15 protein-coding genes and 5 pseudogenes are annotated in these 18,811 nt (G+C 59.0%); 14 read left to right on the top strand and 6 right to left on the bottom strand.

Translation table 11 applies throughout. The annotated features are described in order from the left end of the window. Positions 1-37 precede the first annotated feature (37 nt). On the bottom strand, positions 38-790 hold the full coding sequence (locus AC5ZG5_RS32655) for a sulfite exporter TauE/SafE family protein (RefSeq protein ID WP_456645875.1): 753 nt from the start codon (positions 788-790) through the stop codon (positions 38-40). A gap of 214 nt (positions 791-1,004) precedes the next feature. On the opposite strand from AC5ZG5_RS32655, the gene AC5ZG5_RS32650 reads away from it, so the two are divergent. Beyond that, positions 1,005-1,931, top strand: coding sequence for a LysR family transcriptional regulator (locus AC5ZG5_RS32650; RefSeq protein WP_456645842.1), 927 nt, complete (start codon positions 1,005-1,007; stop codon positions 1,929-1,931). Between the two features lie 129 nt (positions 1,932-2,060). Here the strand turns inward: AC5ZG5_RS32650 and AC5ZG5_RS32645 are convergent, their stop codons facing one another. Continuing rightward, complete coding sequence (locus AC5ZG5_RS32645) at positions 2,061-2,465, bottom strand: YybH family protein (protein ID WP_165435509.1); 405 nt, start codon at positions 2,463-2,465, stop codon at positions 2,061-2,063. A 65-nt stretch (positions 2,466-2,530) separates the two neighbouring features. Beyond that, positions 2,531-2,935 carry a YybH family protein gene (locus tag AC5ZG5_RS32640; protein ID WP_130229280.1) on the bottom strand — a complete coding sequence of 135 codons (405 nt, stop codon included), beginning with the start codon at positions 2,933-2,935 and terminating at the stop codon, positions 2,531-2,533. Positions 2,936-3,226: 291 nt separating this feature from the next. Between AC5ZG5_RS32640 and AC5ZG5_RS32635 the strand changes: the two genes are divergently transcribed. After that, positions 3,227-4,165 carry a hypothetical protein gene (locus AC5ZG5_RS32635; RefSeq protein WP_130229281.1) on the top strand — a complete coding sequence of 313 codons (939 nt, stop codon included), beginning with the start codon at positions 3,227-3,229 and terminating at the stop codon, positions 4,163-4,165. Positions 4,166-4,887: 722 nt separating this feature from the next. On the opposite strand, the gene AC5ZG5_RS32630 is transcribed toward AC5ZG5_RS32635, so the two are convergent. Then, entirely contained in the window at positions 4,888-5,241 is a 354-nt protein-coding gene (locus tag AC5ZG5_RS32630) for a hypothetical protein (RefSeq protein ID WP_456645841.1), read from the bottom strand. Positions 5,242-5,481: 240 nt separating this feature from the next. Here AC5ZG5_RS32630 and AC5ZG5_RS32625 point away from each other — a divergent pair, with 240 nt between their 5' ends. Beyond that, the gene (locus tag AC5ZG5_RS32625) at positions 5,482-5,646 is read left to right on the top strand and encodes a ParB N-terminal domain-containing protein (RefSeq protein ID WP_165435510.1); all 165 of its coding nucleotides are present in this window, start codon (positions 5,482-5,484) and stop codon (positions 5,644-5,646) included. 1,385 nt (positions 5,647-7,031) lie between these two features. Further along, positions 7,032-8,231, top strand: coding sequence for an oxalate decarboxylase family bicupin (locus AC5ZG5_RS32620; protein WP_456645840.1), 1,200 nt, complete (start codon positions 7,032-7,034; stop codon positions 8,229-8,231). Between the two features lie 255 nt (positions 8,232-8,486). On the opposite strand, the gene AC5ZG5_RS32615 is transcribed toward AC5ZG5_RS32620, so the two are convergent. Continuing rightward, the gene (locus tag AC5ZG5_RS32615; RefSeq protein WP_456645874.1) at positions 8,487-8,684 is read right to left on the bottom strand and encodes a methyltransferase; all 198 of its coding nucleotides are present in this window, start codon (positions 8,682-8,684) and stop codon (positions 8,487-8,489) included. Positions 8,685-8,745: 61 nt separating this feature from the next. Here AC5ZG5_RS32615 and AC5ZG5_RS32610 point away from each other — a divergent pair. Continuing rightward, positions 8,746-8,995, top strand: a pseudogene (locus tag AC5ZG5_RS32610) (adenylate cyclase 3); the annotation flags it as partial. 161 nt (positions 8,996-9,156) lie between these two features. Here AC5ZG5_RS32610 and AC5ZG5_RS32605 read toward each other — a convergent pair. Further along, positions 9,157-9,390: pseudogene (locus AC5ZG5_RS32605) on the bottom strand (IS110 family transposase); the annotation flags it as partial. A gap of 234 nt (positions 9,391-9,624) precedes the next feature. On the opposite strand from AC5ZG5_RS32605, the gene AC5ZG5_RS32600 reads away from it, so the two are divergent. From AC5ZG5_RS32600 to AC5ZG5_RS32560, 9 genes and pseudogenes are all read left to right on the top strand, one after another. Next, entirely contained in the window at positions 9,625-11,058 is a 1,434-nt protein-coding gene (locus tag AC5ZG5_RS32600; RefSeq protein ID WP_456645839.1) for a cytochrome ubiquinol oxidase subunit I, read from the top strand. Positions 11,059-11,063: 5 nt separating this feature from the next. Next, complete coding sequence (gene cydB, locus AC5ZG5_RS32595; RefSeq protein ID WP_456645838.1) at positions 11,064-12,071, top strand: cytochrome d ubiquinol oxidase subunit II; 1,008 nt, start codon at positions 11,064-11,066, stop codon at positions 12,069-12,071. Next, positions 12,071-12,217, top strand: a complete 147-nt coding sequence (locus AC5ZG5_RS32590; RefSeq protein ID WP_456645837.1) for a DUF2474 domain-containing protein — start codon at positions 12,071-12,073, stop codon at positions 12,215-12,217. Before cydB ends, AC5ZG5_RS32590 begins: the two co-directional genes overlap by 1 nt. A 511-nt stretch (positions 12,218-12,728) precedes the next feature. Then, positions 12,729-13,563: pseudogene (locus tag AC5ZG5_RS32585) on the top strand (IS630 family transposase); the annotation flags it as partial. A gap of 223 nt (positions 13,564-13,786) precedes the next feature. After that, complete coding sequence (locus AC5ZG5_RS32580) at positions 13,787-15,232, top strand: IS1182 family transposase (protein WP_456647158.1); 1,446 nt, start codon at positions 13,787-13,789, stop codon at positions 15,230-15,232. A 252-nt stretch (positions 15,233-15,484) separates the two neighbouring features. Further along, on the top strand, positions 15,485-16,912 hold the full coding sequence (gene soxC / locus AC5ZG5_RS32575; RefSeq protein ID WP_456647159.1) for a sulfite dehydrogenase: 1,428 nt from the start codon (positions 15,485-15,487) through the stop codon (positions 16,910-16,912). Further along, positions 16,899-17,441, top strand: a complete 543-nt coding sequence (locus AC5ZG5_RS32570; protein WP_456647160.1) for a c-type cytochrome — start codon at positions 16,899-16,901, stop codon at positions 17,439-17,441. The genes soxC and AC5ZG5_RS32570 overlap by 14 nt, the downstream gene beginning before the upstream one ends. 191 nt (positions 17,442-17,632) lie before the next feature. Continuing rightward, positions 17,633-18,001, top strand: a pseudogene (locus AC5ZG5_RS32565) (thiaminase II/PqqC family protein); the annotation flags it as partial. A 511-nt stretch (positions 18,002-18,512) separates the two neighbouring features. After that, positions 18,513-18,811 (top strand): annotated as a pseudogene (locus AC5ZG5_RS32560) (ABC transporter substrate-binding protein); the annotation flags it as partial.

Below are 18,811 nucleotides of genomic sequence, written 5' to 3'. Positions count from 1 at the left end.
ACGGGTGGGCTTTCGATCTGGGGCATCGTCATCTGCCTCAGAAGAAGAGTGGGCGAACGACGAGTTCAAGGCCAAGAATGGCAAGGAAGATCAGAAACCAGCGCCGAAAGGTTGCAGCGCTTATGCGCTCGCGGACCGTTGTTCCGACCCACATGCCCAGCAACGAGGGAATGATCGCGAGTGCGGACAAAGTAGTATTTCCAAGATGGAAAGCTCCGCCACGAGCCAAGCCCGCCGCAAGCGCAATTGTTGAGACCGTGAACGACAGTCCCAGTGCCTGGATAAGATCATCTTTGGAAAGGCCGAGGGCCTGGAGATAGGGAACGGCGGGAAGTGTGAAAACCCCAGTTGCTCCGGTGATTGCCCCGGTTGTCAACCCAATAACAGGCGACAGTAAACGCTCAAGGCGCGCAGGAACCGACAATGGCTTCGCCCACAGGCTGTGCACCGCATAGAGAACCAAGGCGGAGCCCAATCCAACACTTGCGTATTCCGTATTGGCGCTCGTCAGAAGCCATGAGCCGGCGAGTGTGCCAACCACGATGCCGAGCATCATCGGCCAAAGCCTTTTCATCAGGGCCAGGAAATCCGGCCCCGTGAACAGCTGCCAAAAATTGGTGACAAAGGACGGAATGACCAGCAGCGAAGCTGCGCTAACTGGCGACGTGATCGCACCGAGGATACCCATTGCGACGGTCGGCAGGCCCATCCCCGTCACGCCCTTGACGATCCCGGCGAGGAAAAACGTCGACGCGATAATCAGAACATGCAGCGAAAGATAACCATTCATGTTGACTCGCTCGGATTGGGCGGTGTTGCATTTGAAAACTTCGCGCGAGCCGATGGCACCCGTGCGCATATGGCGTGACAGATTGGCGAGCAAACCTAGCTCTCATCAAGGGCCACCTCTCCAATCCCTTGTGTCAACGTCCAAAATCGGAGAATATGGCGTCGCATGTAGTAAAGTACGCTCGCCGACCAAGCGCCACAATTGGTCATTTCCGATGGAAGAATTCGGCAAAACCGAAGGAAAAGCATTGCGCTTCGATTTGACGGATATGCGGTTGTTCCTGACCGTGGTGGAGCAAGGCAGCCTCACCAAGGGCGCCGAGAACATGAATCTGGCTCTCGCTTCCGTGAGCGAACGCATTTCCGGAATGGAATCTGCGCTTGGCGCGCAGCTCCTGGAACGAAACAGGCGGGGGGTCACGACGACTGCGGCCGGTGATGCCCTGATCCGCCATGCCCGTTTGATCCTGGACCAAGTGGAGCAGATGCGCGGAGAACTGCGCACCTATGGCGCTGGCCTGAAAGGGCGCATCAGGCTCTTGTCCAACACGGCTGGGTTGGCCGCTTTTCTACCGCCGCGACTCCGCCGATTTTTGGTCGCTTATCCGGACCTTTCCATTGATCTCTATGAACGCCCGAGCACCGAGATTGTCCGGGCCATCCTGGAAGGTCGGGCTGATCTCGGTGTTGTAACCTACATGGCTGATCTGGCAGCGTTGCAGACCCGCGTTATTGCGCAAGACCAGCTCGTCGTTGTGGCGAGCGAAACACACCGCATCAGCGATCAACAATCGATAGCTTTTGCGGACGTCGTGGGTGAGCCGTTCGTCGGTCTGGCCGACACTGCACTGGAAGCTTATCTGGGAGAACGGGCTGCCCGCCTGGGCCGCCAGATTTACTACCGCATTCAACTCAGGCGGATTGAGTACATCGCAATGTTGGTCGAGTCTGGCGTTGGGATCGCCATTTTGCCCGAGGTTTCCGCCAAAGAGTTGGGGCACCTCGGCTTGGCGATCGTGCCGCTGCAAGACCGCTGGGCGCTGAGGCAACTTCATCTTTGTGCGCGTGATTTCTCAGCGCTCACGCCGCACGCCGGCTTGCTCGCGCAACAGCTTATGGAGCCGAAGGTCGCTATCCCTTAAGTGCTTCCGGGCGTCGCTCGGTCGGGTTCAAGGCGGCGATGGCCGCCTCGAGATTGAGGCGGCCGATCCGCGCCTCGCCCGATGGCGCCGAGAAGAGTGGCTCCGGCGCCAAGAGCTGTCGTGGCGGTGTCAGGCGGGCTTTCGCAATACCGTCCCTTGATTGTTATCGATTATGAACCGCCAGCGCCCATCCGCGCCGCGGCGCACGATATCGCACGCCGTGCCTTTGAGGTGCACCTCCTTGCCGTCGCGACCCGTGCCATCGATCCACCAGTCATACACGAGCTGGGCGATATCGTCGGCGACGAAAATATGGCGCACCTTTGTCACGAGCGGCACGCCGGGCTCGACAAAGCGCTCGAGTCGGACGGTGATGTCTGCGTGACCAGTGACGGTTCGCCCGTCATCCTCGACGAACACGCACTTCGGGTCGAACATTTCAATCAACGCGCTGACCTTGCCGGAGTTGAGTCGCTCGATCAGCGACGGGACAACGCCTTCGGGTTCAGTAGGGAGTGGAAAGGACTCAGACATCATTGATCTCCTGTTCGTGCTGGTTGAAACGGTTTTTGATAGTAGGTGCTCGGCTGGCGCATATGTCAGGCGGGCTTTCGCACTGCCGTCCCTTGATTATTATCGATTATGAACCGCCAAAATCCGTCCGCACCGCGGCGCACGACATCGCATGCCGTGCCTCCGAGGTGCACGTGCTTGCCGTCGGGCCCTGTGCCATCAATTGACCAGTCCACCACGAGCTGGGCGATCTCGTTGCCGGCGAACACATGGCGCACTACGGTCTTCACCGGCAGGCCGAGCATGATATCGCGCTCGAGTTTGGCGGCGATCTCTGCGTGACCAGTGATGGTTCGCCCGTCATTCTCGACGAACACAGACTTCGGTTCGAACAAGGCCATTACCTCGCTGACCCTATCGGATTTAAACCGCTCAATCAGCGACGGGACAACGTCTTCGGGCTTAGTAGGGAGTGGAAAGGACTCAGACATCATTGATCTCCTCTTCGGGTTGTTGAACCACAATGCGGGACGAAATTTTCCAATTGCCGTATGTATGGTTCCGATTGCAGCTTCGGCGAATATGCCGTCGCACGTCGCAAGTAAGCTCGCCGGCTAGACGCCACAATTGGTCATTTCCGATGGGTGGGTTCGACAGGACCGAAGGAAAAGAATTGCGCCGCGTCGATGGCAATCGATTCAATAACCGATGGTCATTAGACATCGAGTTTCGCGTTCCTATTTTCGTCTCGTCTGCAAAGGAATTCGGAAAATTAGATTATAGTGAAATACACAACGAGATTATTTGCCGAATTTCTTGCGGTTACCTTCGTGGGAGGAATTGGGTTTGCGGTCGATACCACGGGTATATCTCTTATCCTGTTTCCCGAGATGGCCGCTTTAGCGTATGATGTATTCACGCGCCCCCGCGGAAAATGGGCAAGCCAACCAATCAGACTGATTGCTACCCCTACGATCACCGCGATCCTGGGGGTGATGATTACTCGCCACTGGGAATACAGCGCCCTCGCGGTAACTGTTGTTGCCCTCCTGAGCCTATTTGTTATTAAACTGCTCCGATCGAACATCGGAGCTGCGATCTCTGCCGGCGTGCTTCCAATGGCCCTCGGCGTGATGAGTTGGGGTTACCCCGCCGCCATTCTCGCGGGACTCGCCGTACTCGCCATTGCGTTGACGTTCTGGAAGCGCCTTGATCCCGATAGTTACCTATCTGAGGGGGGCAAGGAGAGCCGGATTATTGAGACCGCCGAAACTCCGCCGAGAGATCGGTTCTGGATCTTCGCACTGACGGCATTCGTCTTCGCGCTGGGAGCGGTGGCGCAAACAACGGGATTGCGCTTCCTGTTATTCCCTCCGCTGATCGTCGTAGCCTATGAATTATTTGGTCACCCGGACCTTCCTGGCTGGATGTCACGGCCGGTATTGTTTCCTCTCGTATGTTTCCTGACCGCATCCGTCGGCTTACTCTTGAGCACGGGCTTTCACACAGAATTTTTGGGCGTGACGGTTACCATGCTTTGCTCGATTGCTATTTTACGGATGTTTAAAGTCCATATGCCGCCTGCCCTCGCCGTTGGTTTGATACCGTTCGTCATCGACCATCCCACCTTTTGGTATCCGATCTCGGTGTTCTTGGGCGCCGCCGCACTAATCGCGGCCACCGGAACATACAGCTTTATTACTAGTAAATATTTCCGCTAACGCTTCATGCTGAACCATCAGATCGCCGGTCAGTGTCTCACGTTGTTTTCGTGAGGCTGCAATCTTATTACGCTCAGAAGGCTTACTCATTCGTGTTGCCCCTTGAGTCGGCTGCACCGGACCCGAGGCCACCAAATCGGACGGCGGCGGGAGTGGCGTTGCCGGGCTTGCCGTGGCCGCTGGTCGATCGCCTGTAACGAAAATGACGCCCATCGCTTTTCTTCATCATTTTCCGATTCTGGTTGCCCTGCCGACATGAAAAAGCTGTAGCGCGCCTTAGACGGTTATAACGTAAACGTAGTGCGCATCTTCATCGCTCCCGGCACGCCAGCCGCCGATGTTTGAGCTGCGTCTTTAGCCATCACACGCAACGACGGAACTGAGCAATCGTAGCCCACAGTGACCCCGCGCAATCCTTGCTGTGCTCGCGCGACATCTACGAAGTTCTCAGAGCTCACCGAGCGAAGTTCGCGACGTCGTTTGTGCAAGCACGACGGCATTGATTGCCGATTCAGCGACTGAACGTGGCTTACAAGTCTGTGCAGAAAAAAACGTAGGCGTCGACTGCCATGCGGCTCGTGGCATTCCTCGCTACGGCATCACGCTGCGCGGCGGCAATAACGATCGTCTATCGAGACTATGACGAGAGTTGATTTCCCTCGCCGGCGCTGCAAGGTCATTCTCGTCATGTGGTGGATAGGTATCTTTAAAACGCATGGGAGCTACGATGAAGATTCAAGTCCGCAGCCTCGCGATTGCGCCGGTGGGGAGTGCCCATGATCAGTTACGCTAAAGACATCTATCCGCTCTTCACGGACAAGGATGTCCGGGGCATGTCCAAGTTCTTCGACCTCCGCAGCTTTGGAGACGTCAAAGCGCGGTCCGAGCAGATCTCCAATCGAATTCGTGGAATTTGGCGGCTCGGTCATACCGCCGCCGCCGCCGAACGGCGATGGTCCTTGGTCGCAAGAGAAGATCGATCTATTTGAAGCGTGGGTGAAAGAAGGATGCCAGCCGTGATTGAGCAACGCTGCTGCTAATTGCGCGTCGGTTAGCCAATCCCACTGCGAGATCATGATCACCGCTTCGTTGGGGTTTTCCCAGCGGGCAAGCCGGCCGAGGAAACAGCGCTGGTTGACCGTTTACGACCCTATGAGCGCAAATCGCGGCGGCATTCGCCGGAGCAAATCGAGCAAATCGCTGCGTCAATCCGAGTTGGATCATTCCGATCTCGGCGCCGATGACGGCGCGGTTCTCGCCGCTCACGGCCGGTTAGCGGCGGGGAAATTGCTCGAGTCGCCGAGGTACCGGTCATCGTGGCGCGCGGCTGGTCGGAACAGCAGAAGCGCGCCTATGTCATCGCCGACAATCGGCTCACCGACGCGACCGATTGGGATGACGAGATGGTGCGGCTTGAGTTGACCGATCTGCTTGAGGGCGGCTTCGAGCTATCGCTGACTAGGATCACCGAGGACGAGTAGGCAAGATGAGGATAGTTTTCGCGTTAGCCGTTCTTGCAGTGTCGTCATCAGCATTTTCAAAACAATCGCCGCTAACGGGAGAGCCTTACTGACTGCATTTGCTGTGCAATAATTCTGGAGCGAAAATCTCGGGACTAACCAAGATTTGCTACTATAGCTGCGCAAATCCGAGCGTGCCATGACGGCGAGGACGTAGGAGGCCAGCCCGCGTTGGACCACACGCTGGAAGTCGAACCGAAACGCGCAATTCCGCCCAAGGAGAATTCACAGTAGTTGAGCACGCGATTGCCACTCCACTCAAGACCGCCAAGGCATTCGGCATCGATATCCCGGCGACGTTGCTCAGTCGCGCCAACAAAGTGATCGAATTGAGATGCTGCTTGCTGCGGTGCATAAGTCTCTTGTTGGCCCTTCGCGACAGTTTGCGCAGCGCGGAGACATGTCCGCAGTTGGGGGTAGACCGGAAGTCTCGGGCTGCGGGGCAAACCGGCGCGATTGACCCGTAGCGGACTCGCCAACGTGTTTAGCCGAATGCTTTTTCTAATTGAAACTTGCGCCCAAATTAAACGCCTTGGCAAAGTCATAACATTCACCACACAAAACCTTTGGCTGCAGGTGTTCAAGCGCAGGTCCAACCCATTCGCCTGTTAGCTTCACTCTATCGTTGCAATCGGAGCACCAAGCGTCTCCCCTTGGATTATTGGGATCGTCTACGCTCCAAAAGAAGCCGACGCGCCGTCGGTCTATCAACCCTTGAACGATATGCTGGCAGACCAAGGTTTGCGGTTGGTCGCCATGAGTAGCGCATCGAACCCGCAGCATGACAAATTGATCCTCTTAGACCAACTCAGTTGGTGGCGTCTTTCATATCAAACTACGCGTAGACTGTCGCCTCTTGGCCCTTCAGCGACATGCCACGGACTCTGACCATGTCCGTTCATCGGGCTAGACCGGAAGCGACCGACCAATGGCCTAAACGACGCTGATGACCCGAACCGGACCATGCTACTGAAAAAAGCGGCGGCCGATCTCCCAGCCGCCGCCATGTCGCATTGGGAATGTCAAAGCTGCGATATGCCGCCATCGATGGCCAGTTCCGATCCGGTCATGAAGGAGGAATTGTCGAGCGCCGCCTGGCGATTTCTGCGGCGTCGCTGAAGCGATGTAGCGGGACACGATCCCGACCCGGCATCGGTTGGCACATACTGCCTCTCGAAGGCGGCTCCAGCTCCGCCCCAGGCGCGGAAATCGCGACCGCGCATTACATCTGCGCGAGTGGCACGATGCACGCTGTGGGCTTTGCACGACGGTGGGCATAGGAACTGGCGTTCAATTCCTGCGTTGCGCCGCTGGGACTGGGGCACATCCAGAACGGGAGCCCGCCCATGTTAAATCCGACACGCAGAACTCTCCTCGCCGGTGCCGTCGCCCTTGGCGCAACGGCCGCGTCAGCTCAAGAGCAACCGGTCGAAGGCAAGCGCGGTGCACCGATACTCGGTCCGCATAATGCAGCCCGGGAAGCGCAGAATCCCGATATCCTGCGGCCGCCCGAAACCGACAGCGGGGGAATCCCAAATTTGCGTTTCGCTTTTGCCGATGCGCACGTCAAAATGCGCGAAGGCGGCTGGTCACGGGAAGTCACGCAACGCGAAATGCCAATTGCGACCACGATCGCCGGCGTGAATATGCGTCTAACCGCTGGAGGCGTGCGCGAACTGCATTGGCACAAGCCTGACGAATGGGCCTTTATGTTGGCCGGCAAGGCCAGAATTACCGCGATCGACAAGGACGGGCACAATTTCGTGGACGACGTCGGTCCAGGGGATCTCTGGTATTTTCCCGGTGGAATACCGCATTCTATCCAAGGCCTCTCACCGGAAGGTACCGAATTCTTGTTGGCCTTCACGGACGGTGGTTTCTCGGAGGATAGCACTTTCGCGATAACTGACATGTTCGCGCACTTCCCGCCGGAGGTTCTCGCCAAGAACTTCATGGTCGACAAGAAGGTCTTCGACGACATTCCGAAGCACGAGAAGTTCATCTTTCCAGCCGCGGAGCCACCCTCGCTGGAGCAAGACAGGATTCAGAGCCCCGCTGGGCCGCTTCCGCGGGATAGGAACATGAGTTTCCGCCTGATGCAGATGCAGCCCACCCAAGCACCCGGCGGTACTGTACGGATTGCCGATTCGAGCAATTTTCCTATTTCGACAAACCTTGCTGCAGCGCTGGTCGAAGTTCAGCCAGGCCACCTGCGCGAGATCCATTGGCACCCGAATGCCGACGAGTGGCAGTACTACATCTCCGGGAAGGCGCGCATGACCGTGTTCGCCGCACAAGGTGCTGCGCGCACCTTCGACTATCTTGCCGGCGATGTCGGCTACGTGCCATTGTCCATGCCGCATTATGTCGAGAACACCGGCAGTGATCCGCTCCGGTTCCTCGAACTGTTCCGCGCGCCCCATTTCGAGGACATTTCGCTCGCGCAATGGATGGCGCTCTCGCCGCGTAATCTCGTCACAGCGCACCTCAATCTTGATCGCCAATTCCTGGACAACATCAGCAAGAACAAGCAGCCGGTCGTGTAGGTTGTTTGCTGCGGGCCGCCTTGGTCAAGCGGCCCGCTATTAAGACACCGCGTTTGGTCCTGCAGGCACAATGCGAATGCGGTGGGACCGTCTTTTCCGCACGACCCCCAGACTCCGCAATATCCCTGAGTAGCCTGACAATTGGGCATTGCATGCGCTCAGACGCAGGCCCCTTCGATGAAATGCAAACTGCGTGCCCGTCGGTAGCACTCGCTTGAGGGCATTCCCCGCTGCGGCGAATAGGTCGACAAATTCCTAGTGACTGCGTTCCCGCCCGCTCGCAGCGACCATCATGTTGAGGTCGCCAAACTTCTCGGCGGGCGCAACATTCAGGGCACCGATGATGCGCTCTAACACCAATACCCGACCATTTGGTGTGACGGCAGCCCGGCAGCTTCGCAGGATCGCCAGCGCCTGCTCGTCGTTCCAATCGCGCAACACACTTTTCAGCATATGCAAGTCGCCCGGTGGCACGCTGATAACCCCCGCGGATGACCGCCACCAGAGCGATAGCGATTCCGGTGAGGAACAGCGCCTCATCAAAACCCTGCCACGCAAGGGCTTCCGTTTCGTCGGGAGAGTGCGGGAAGCGCAGAGGCCCGCAAGCGTCGCGGCCACCGATACCCGGCGCAACAGCCGAAACCGCCCTCCCGCTTCCCGATAAACCTTCGGTCGCCGCTCTCCCCTTCATCAATTTGAGCTCCGATCCGGAGCAGGAGTACTTTGCCGACGGCATGGTCGAGGACATTTGGACAGAAGTAAGCGTGGGGGTGGACAAGGAATGCTGCCCAAGAGCGGGCTGAAACCCGGCAGCTTGCCGAACGAGCGATACAGCTCGACCAGGATGATCCTCTGGTGCTTGCGTTGTCAGGACAAGCGTACTCATACGTACTCGAAGAGCCGGAGAAAGGCAGCAGCTTGCGACGGTCAGCAGCATTCGCAGTTTCTGACTGCGGAGCGTCTTCACATGCACCGGGCGATAAAGTCCAGCCCGCATCATCTGCGCCATGCCGCGCGCATCGTTGCGGTCGGTTTTATTGATCTGCGCCTGCAACACCGCCCGCATGTGCCGTGTCCCGACACAGATTGCCGGCAAACCTGCTTCAGCAAGCGCGCTGAAAAGCCATTGCGATAACGGCCCGGCTTCCAGTCCTATCCGTTTGAAGCGGTAGATGGGGTTCCCCAGAACCTGCAGCAAAGCTTCAGGTAGCAAGCAGGAGCGGCGGGTTGTGAGGTCGAGCGCCTTCGGTTTTGAGGCTGGACCGCACACGACCCAAGTCCTAAGTTTCCCTCGGTCTTCACACGCCATCTCATTCCCTGGCATCCGAGCCCTTGCCGTCTGGAGGGGCGGTAGGTTCGGGGTCGCATCCGAAGGTGCTGAAGGAGAGCAGCCATGTTCGGCCTGACCGCACTGGAACTCGCGCGGATCCAATTCGGATTCACGATGTCGTCCCACATCATCTTCCCGGCAATCACCATCGGCCTTGCGAGCTATCTCGTGGCACTGGAAGGCCTGTGGTTGTGGAAGAAAGATACCGTCTACCGCGACCTTTATCATTTCTGGTCGCACATATTTGCCGTCAACTTCGCCATGGGCGTCGTGTCCGGCATCGTCATGGCCTATCAGTTCGGCACCAACTGGAGCTATTACTCTGCCTTCGCAGGCTCCATTACGGGCCCGCTGCTCAGCTACGAGGTGTTGACGGCCTTCTTCCTTGAAGCCGGATTTCTCGGTGTAATGCTGTTCGGGTGGAACAAGGTCGGGCCGGGCCTGCACTTCTTCGCCACCCTCATGGTGGCGCTCGGGACGCTCATTTCGGCCACCTGGATTCTCGCCTCCAATAGCTGGATGCAGACACCGCAGGGTTTCGAGGTCGTCAACGGGCGGGTCGTGCCGGTCGAATGGCTGAAGGTGATCTTCAGCCCGTCCTTCCCATACCGCCTCGCGCACATGACGGTTGCGGCCTACCTTTGCGTGGCCCTGTTCGTCGGGGCATCTGGCGCGTGGCATCTGCTCAAACGGCACGACACGCCAGCCATACGCACGATGTTATCGATGGCCATGTGGATGGTGCTTATCGTCACGCCGGTACAGATCGTTATCGGTGACCAACACGGGCTTAATAGTCTTAAGCATCAGCCTGCGAAAATCGCCGCGGTCGAGGGTCATTGGGAGAACAAGCCGGGCGAGAGCGTGCCGCTCATCTTGTTTGGTTGGCCCGACATGACTGCCGAGACGACACGTTACGCTTTGGAAATTCCTCATTTAGGCAGCCTCGTCCTGACCCATAGCTGGAACGATCAGATTCGCGGGCTGAAGGATTTCGCCCCCGAGGACCGGCCGAACTCGCCGATCGTTTTCTGGACCTTCCGGACCATGGTTGGGCTGGCCTTCCTCATGCTGTTGCTTGGCCTTTGGGGCGCCTGGGAGCGCTGGCGCCATGAGCTCTACCAGTCGAAGCTCTTTCTACGCTTTGCGGTGCTGATGGGCCCCGCTGGTCTGGTGGCGCTACTGGCCGGATGGTTGACCACGGAGATCGGACGCCAGCCCTGGGTAGTCTATGGTGCGATGCGGACGAAGGATGCGGTGTCAGACCACTCGACGCTCGAACTTTCGATAACGCTAATCGTGTTCATCGTCATGTATCTAGCCGTCTTCGGCACAGGCATCAGATACATTGTGATGCTGGTGGCGAAAGGCCCCCAGCCGCAAGGCGAGCACCCACCCGAACCGGAAGCACAAAGCGGGCGACCAGCGCGTCCTATGTCCGCCGTTCCCGACCGTATTGATCCGGCGCTTGAGTCGCCGGCCAGCACGAGGAGATAACGGCAATGGGTATCGATCTTCCCGTCATGTGGGCCGTGATCATCGGCTTCGGGCTGATGATGTACGTGGTAATGGACGGTTTCGATCTCGGAATAGGCATTCTCTTTCCATTCATCCGCGACAGGGGCGATCGTGACACCATGGTGAACACGGTTGCGCCGGTTTGGGATGGCAATGAGACCTGGCTGGTTCTGGGGGGAGCTACCCTGATGGGGGCATTCCCGCTCGCTTACTCCGTGCTGCTCAGCGCGCTCTACATTCCGGTCTTCTTCATGTTGGCGGGTCTGATCTGGCGGGGTGTCGCCTTCGAATTCCGCTTCAAGGCGGCCGAATCGCACAGGCCTTTCTGGGACAAGGCATTCGCCTGGGGTTCCTACATCGCGACCTTCTCGCAAGGCGTGGCGCTGGGCGCCTTCATCAACGGCTTCAAGGTGACCGGGGCCTCCTACGAGGGCGGCAGTCTTGACTGGTTCAGTCCATTCAGTCTCTTCACAGGCGTCAGCCTCATCGTGGCCTACGCGCTGCTTGGCTGCACCTGGCTCATCATGAAGACCGAGTGCGAACTCCAGCACCGGCTGAAGGCGTTGGCACGTCCGCTGACGCTCGTCCTTGTTGCGGCGATCGTCATCGTGAGCGTCTGGACTCCGCTCACGCATCCGAGCATTGCCGCCCGGTGGTTTTCATTTCCCAACATCGTCATCTTCTCGCCGGTGCCGGTGCTTGTCGTCGCCACGACTTGGGTCACGATGAGCGTGCTTCGGAGCGAGACGCACGCAACGCCGTTCCTGCTCGCGCTCCTGCTCGTGTTCCTGGGCTATACCGGTTTCGCGATCAGCCTGTGGCCAAATATCATTCCGCCGGCGATATCGATCCGGGAGGCCGCTGCGCCTCCGGAAAGCATGGGCTTTATGCTGGTCGGCGCCCTTTTTGTAATCCCGTTCATCCTCGCCTACACCGCAATGTCCTATTACGTGTTTCGCGGCAAGGTAAGGGCCGGCGAAGGCTATCACTGATGGGGGCGCGCCCTCCCATCGGGGCACAGACATGGCTTCGCCGCGTCGGCTGGCTCGTCCTGATCTGGGCGGCCAGTGTCCTGGCCCTCGGCATTGTCGCGGGCCTAATCAGAGTGCTGATGAATCTGGCCGGGCTGACTGTGTGAAGCTCCCAGACACTTTGTACGTATTGCTGTCGTTATATCGGCGTTGCTGGGGCCTTTGCGCATTATTCACACCATCTGATCCAGCTGTCGGCTGACGTGCGTGATCTTGGTCGCACCTATGTGACCAAGCTCTCCGTCGTCGGCGAGATCAAGGCTTCGCCTCTCCCGCAGCCTTCCGAGGCAACGAAGAGCAATCGCCGCGTGTACGCGGCGCTACTTCAGAAGACCCGAGAGGCTGCGCAACGCCGGTCGCTCTCGGAGAGGGCGGATGCCCAGATGAATCGCCCTGGCACCACGCCACTGGTCGCTGCACGGGAACACGAATGTCTTGAAGTTCCGATCAGCGTCGGCTGATCCGTCAACTCAATCGTGCCTGCGAGATCTATGAGGCATAGCTGATGCTCAAAGTGAAGATACAGCTTGCGGAGAAAGATACCGGTTGATCTAGTCATCTGGAACGCAAGTTCGTCACATTATATGATGGCTCGAATCTCTGTGGAGGAGAGCGCTTGTGGCGAATGCAGGTGTGAGAGGCCGGCCAATCGAGCCGTCGGTGCTGAGCTCGCACGAGCGCGCATATTTAGAGAGGCAAGTTCGTCGTCATCGTGTAACCCGATCGCTTTCTGAGCGATGCCGCGCGATCCTGCGGTGCGCAGATGGCTTGCCAAGCAAGTCTGTGGTCGCCGAACTCGGCCTCCATGAACAGACCGTTGGCAAATGGCGCCGCCGATTTTTGTAAGGATCGCTGTGACGGCCTGCTCGACGAGGCCCGCCCTGGCCGCCCTCGCACCATCAACGACGATCAGGTTGCTGAGGTAATCGAGCGGACATTGCGTACAACGCCGCCCGACGCGACGCACTGGTCGATCCGCTCGATGGCTGCGGAAACTGGCTTTTCTCACACCACGATCCGCCGAATGTGGACGGCGTTCGGCTTGCAGCCGCACCGCAGCCAGACATTCAAGCTGTCGAGCGATCCGCTGTTCGTCGACAAGGTGCGCGATATTGTCGGGCTTTACCTGTCCCCACCGAACCGAGCCGTTGTCCTCAGCGTTGATGAAAAGAGTCAAATACAAGCACTCGATCGCGAGCAACCGGTCTTGCCGATGATGCCTGGCGTACCGGAACGTCGCAGGCACAGCTACGTGCGGCATGGCACGACCACGCTTTTTGCCGCGCTCGACGTCGCTTCCGGGTTTGTCATTGGCAAATGCTACAAGCGCCATCGGGCGGTCGAGTTCTTGAAGTTCCTCAAAGAGATCGACGCTCAAATCCCTGAGGGGCTCGCTGTCCATATCGTCGTGGACAACTACGCGCGACGGCGTCATGTCCGGTCTTGCCCATGGCCGAAACTCGGATTGAAGATCGCACGTCAGCTCACCGGGTAGGCCGGACGCCGCTCTAAGTCGCTATTGCCCTAAGCGGCGGTTGGTGGATGTCTACTATTCCGCCGCTGTTAAGGGCTAACCAGACCTCCCTCGAACGGGCCGAAAACGACGCGAGTGACCCAGGTTGTGTGAAAAGTCACGAGTCGGCTACGATCCCTCGGTTTCCTGATGGGGGATGCGGATGGGTCGTTTCGTTGAAGGCGCGGATCGATCTCAGCTGACGCTCCTGCCGGAATGCCTGGAGGATTGGGTAAGCGAGGACAACGCGGTCCATGTGATCGATGCGTTTGTCGAGGCGCTCGACCTACATGGAATCGGGTTCGCGCGTGCGATCGCGAAGGAGACGGGCCGGCCCTCCTATCATCCGGCGGTCCTTCTGAAGCTTTACATCTACGGTTATCTCAATCGGGTGCAGTCCAGTCGCCGCCTGGAACGTGAGGCGTGCCGCAATGTCGAGGTGATGTGGCTGATCGGCCGCCTGGCTCCCGATCACAAGACGATCGCCGATTTCCGGAAGGACAATGGCGCGGCGATCCGGAAGGTTTGCGCGAAGTTCGTTGCACTATGCCGGCAAATGGGCCTGTTGCAGACCCCAGGCGTCGCGATTGACGGCAGCAAGTTCAAGGCGGTGAACAACCGCGACCGCAACTTCACGCATGCCAAGATGGCGAGGCGGATGGCGCAGATCGAGGAAAGCGTCGGTCGATACCTGCGTCAACTCGATAGCGCCGATCGGCAGGAGCCTTCGGAAGCGATTACCATCAAGACGACGAGGATCAAGGAAAAGATCGCTCGACTGAAGCAGGAGATGAGCCGTCTGGAAGTGCTTGACGCGCAGATGCGCAACACGCCGGATCACCAGATATCGCTCACCGATCCGGATGCCCGTTCGATGGCCACCAGCGGACGCGGATCGGGCGTTGTCGGCTACAATGTCCAGATCGCCGTGGACACCGAACACCATCTGATTGTTACGCACGAGGTCATAAACGTCGGCAACGACCGTGGGCAGCTTGCGCGGATGTCGAAACAAGCCAAAGAAGTGCTCGAAGTGGACAAGCTCGAGGCAGTCGCCGACCGTGGCTACTTTGACGGACAGGAGATACTGGCCTGTGAACAGGCTGGCGTTGCAGTCACCTTGCCCAAGCCCATGACGTCAGGCGCGAAGGCGGAGGGCCGGTTCGGCAAACAGGACTTCGCCTATCTGCCTGAAGAGGACGTCTATCGCTGCCCGTCCGGCCAGCTGTTGCCCTATCACTACACCAACGTCGAGCATGGGATGTCGCTGCGCCGTTATTGGTCGACGGCGGCTTGCCAAAGTTGCGCGATCAAGAGCCAATGTACGCCGTCCAAGGAGCGCCGCATCACGCGCTGGGAGCATGAGCATGTGGTCGAGGAGGTCCAGCGACGGCTTGATTCCAATCCCGACGCCATGCGGACGCGACGCGAGACCGTCGAGCATCCCTTCGGCACGATCAAGGCCCGTATGGGTGCGACCCATTTCCTGATGAAGCGTCTACGGAACGTCGCCGCCGAGATGGCATTACACGTCCTTGCCTATAACCTCACACGGGTGATGAACATCGTCGGCAAAACGAGCCTGATTGCAGCCATCCGCGCCACCTGAAGCCGGAAGTACCTCCAAATGCACGACAACGGCGCGCTGTAACCACCTGGGCCGATCCGACGCGGAAACATCCGTGACCTACAACGATGGCCGACCACGGCAGCTTCCAGCTATCCGTTTCCACACAACCAAGACCCAACTCGGACATCAGAGACACTGGTTTTGACCAGATTGCTTGTGCGACATTCTTGCCAGTTTGAAGGTCTTTTGGATGAGCGTAGTGTTCTTGAGAGCGGCTTTCCGAGACGGGAGGTGCCGACGTCTCCGTCCGACGCGAATGGCAGGAATGCCATCGGCAGGCATTACACTCTCATTAAAACCGACAGTCCTTTTGTGCCGGTCTCACCGAGCGCTGGCCGTGCGCGCGGACACGCGGGTTCATTCGGGCGCAACCAGGGAGTCCTGCTCATGGTTAGAAAAACTCGTCCCGAACCAGGCGATCCGACGGCCGGCAATGGTATTCTAAGCCGCCGACTCTTTCTCGAAGGCACGATCGTTGTCGGTGCGACCGGCGCGGGCCTATCCCGCGGATCGGCAGAACCACTTACGGTGCAGCCATGGATGAAGGTGCCAGGTCGCGGATTTGAGGGCTACGGCCAGCCCTCACCGTTCGAGAGCAAGGTCGTCAAAGTCTTTCCGCCGCCCCCCAACCCGGCCGGTGTCGGCGCATCACGCACGCCGCTGCATATGCTCGAAGGAATGATCACGCCATCCGGGCTGCATTTCGAGCGTAGCCATTCCGGCGTCCCAGAAATCGATCCCGATCAACACCGGCTGTTGATCCACGGACTTGTAAAGCGCCCGCTTGTGTTTACGGTCGAAGCGCTGTCGCGCTATCCGATGCAATCGCGCATCGCGTTCATCGAGTGTGGCGGCAACAGCCAGGCGCTCAACGCGCCTCAGGCCCAGCCGCTCAATGTGGCGGCTATTCACGGCCTCTTGGGTTGCGCGGAATGGACCGGCGTGCGGTTCTCCACGTTGCTCGACGAAGCCGGCATCGAACCTGAGGCGCGCTGGGTGATCGCCGAGGGGGCTGACGCCGCCGCCATGAGCCGCAGCATCCCGCTCACCAAGGCGATGGATGATGCGCTCGTCTGTCTCTATCAGAACGGCGAGCGAGTGCGACCTTCGAACGGCTACCCGGTGCGGCTGCTGCTGCCTGGTTTCGAGGGCAACATGAACGTGAAGTGGCTGCGCCGGCTCAAGCTGATTGCCGGCCCCGCCATGACCAAAGACGAAACATCGAAATACACGATCCTGCTCAAGGATGAAAAAGCCTGGCAGTTCGTGTTCCCGATCGAAGTAAAATCCGTCATCACGCGTCCGTCGCCGGGACTCGCGCTGAGGGGACCGGGATTCTACGAGATTTCCGGGTTGGCCTGGTCGGGCAACGGCAGCATCCGGCGGGTCGACGTGTCGGCTGACGGCGGACGAAGCTGGGCGCCCGCAGCTTTGCAGGGCCCGATCCTACCAAAGGCGCCCGTGCGTTTCCGCGCGGCGTGGCAATGGAATGGCGGTCCCGCCGTGCTGCAGAGTCGCGCCACCGACGACACGGGCATGGTGCAGCCAACACGCGCGCTGTTCGCCGACGAGCGCGGCTTGCGTGGGGTCTACCACTACAATGCCATCGCAAGCTGGCGCATCGACGAGATGGGGGAGGCCAGCAATGTTTACGCTTAAACCCATTGCAGTAGTCTGCGTATCTATGCTGACCATTGCACCGGCGGCCCTCGCCCAGGCCCCGCAGTTCGGGCAACCGATCGCGCCCGCCGATATCGCAGCGTGGGACATCAGCATCGGACCCGATGGCGCAGGTCTGCCGCCTGGTCGTGGCACCGCAATGGAGGGGGAAGCCATCTATGTCGCGAAATGTCAGGCCTGTCACGGCGAGAAGGGAATCAGCCCCAGTGTCCCGCTCGCTGGAGCGCTCGTCGGCGGCATTGGCACACTGGCGCCGGACAAAACACCGATAAAGACTGTGGGAAGTTTCTGGCCCTATGCAACAACGCTGTTCGACTACATCCGCCGCGCAATGCCATTCCAAGAGTCGAAATCGCTCACCGCGGACGAAATCTACGCGGTATCGGCTTATATCCTCAATCTCAACGGGATCGTCGGATCGAACGATGTGATCGACGCACAGTCGCTGCCCAAGGTGAAAATGCCGAACCGGGACGGGTTCATCCCGTTCCCGCGCAATCCGAAGTAAGGGGGCCGGACATTGGTCCGCTTCCGTGAAGTTTGAGACATGCCGGGCGGTCTGACGACGTCCGTTCACAGGTGTTGAACGGAAGATCACGGCACGCGGCCAAAGGGACGCGATTGACCTGAGCTGACCTCGCCCATCGGTGACGATTCCGACGACCTCTACGCGCTTAAGTGAACGATTTTGGCACGCATGACCTTGAACAAACCCCTCCAGCGGTCGAGATGCTGGCCTACACGCTACGTGCATGCTGGAATGCGCGGTGATCTTCCGGCACTCAAGGTGGCGCCCCTGCGTGATCGGGTACGCGGAGATCGCGACGCGGCTTGCATCTCGACCCGATGCGGACGCTAGGATGATATTCCTAGCGCATGTGGATCGATGAGTATGCCGGCGGGCCATACCAGAAGGTCGCCGCGAAGGCGCGGGCGTCTTTGGAACATTCCGCCGATCTCTACGCCACGCCGGCTCGCGAAACAGAGCTGATTGCGATCTTCAAGGAAGCCACCCGGCTCGAGGCAGGCTTCTGGGAGATGAGCTGGCGCGTGGGCCAGCGTGTTGAATCACCATCAGCAATCGTCAATCTCAAGCCCATAGGTCAAAGACTCAAATTCCGTCTTAGCGTTCCTCGATGCTATTGCGAGCCTCGTGGTCGTTTGTCCAGATTTCTAGGTTTGGGCGCCGATGTCGCCTTCTGGCCCATCGCTGCCGCCGACGCGGTAGCGCCACACGTCCGGTCGCAGGGAGAGACCGGAAGTTTTGAGCCGGGCGCTACGCCCACGCTTTTTGGACCCTAAGCCGACAACGCAGCAGAGCCGCCATGTCACCGGTCTGTGGAAGGCCCGACATTGTAGGATGGTGGCCTTCACGCCCGATCTTGCCCCTAGGCCGAGGCCGAAGATTGCTGCGATTGCAAACACGTCAGGTACTCGGCCATATCCGACGTAGCGCAGCAGTGATATTTTTATCGAGAGCGGGCCCTTTCTCCTGCACATTACCTCGGCCCGAAGTTCGGCCCCCGGAAGTAACCCTAAGGTTCTCGAGGCGGTCCCGATGCCTACGAATCGCCGCAACTTGTTGTTGGCGGGATGCTGCGCCGCCTCCGCTCCGCTGCTTTGGGGCATTACCACTCGGCTCAGGGCCGAAGAGCGCGATCCGCCGCCAGAGACCACTACGCTGCGCCTCGCGAAGAGCCCAAGCCTTTGCATCGCGCCTGTCTACGTCGTCAGAGACCTGCTGAACGCCGAGGGGTTCACAAACGTCGTTCACGTCGAAACCGGGTTCGTAGGTAACGGCTCCGCACAAGACAAAGCGATCTGGAGAAGCAGCGATGTCGACTTCAACCTGAATTTCTCTGGGCCGCTCCTTCTTGA

The sequence above is a fragment of the Bradyrhizobium sp. Ses1 genome, assembly GCF_059512365.1.
Note: the sequence above shows the minus strand (reverse complement) of the source record. Positions and strands in the feature narration are given on the sequence as shown.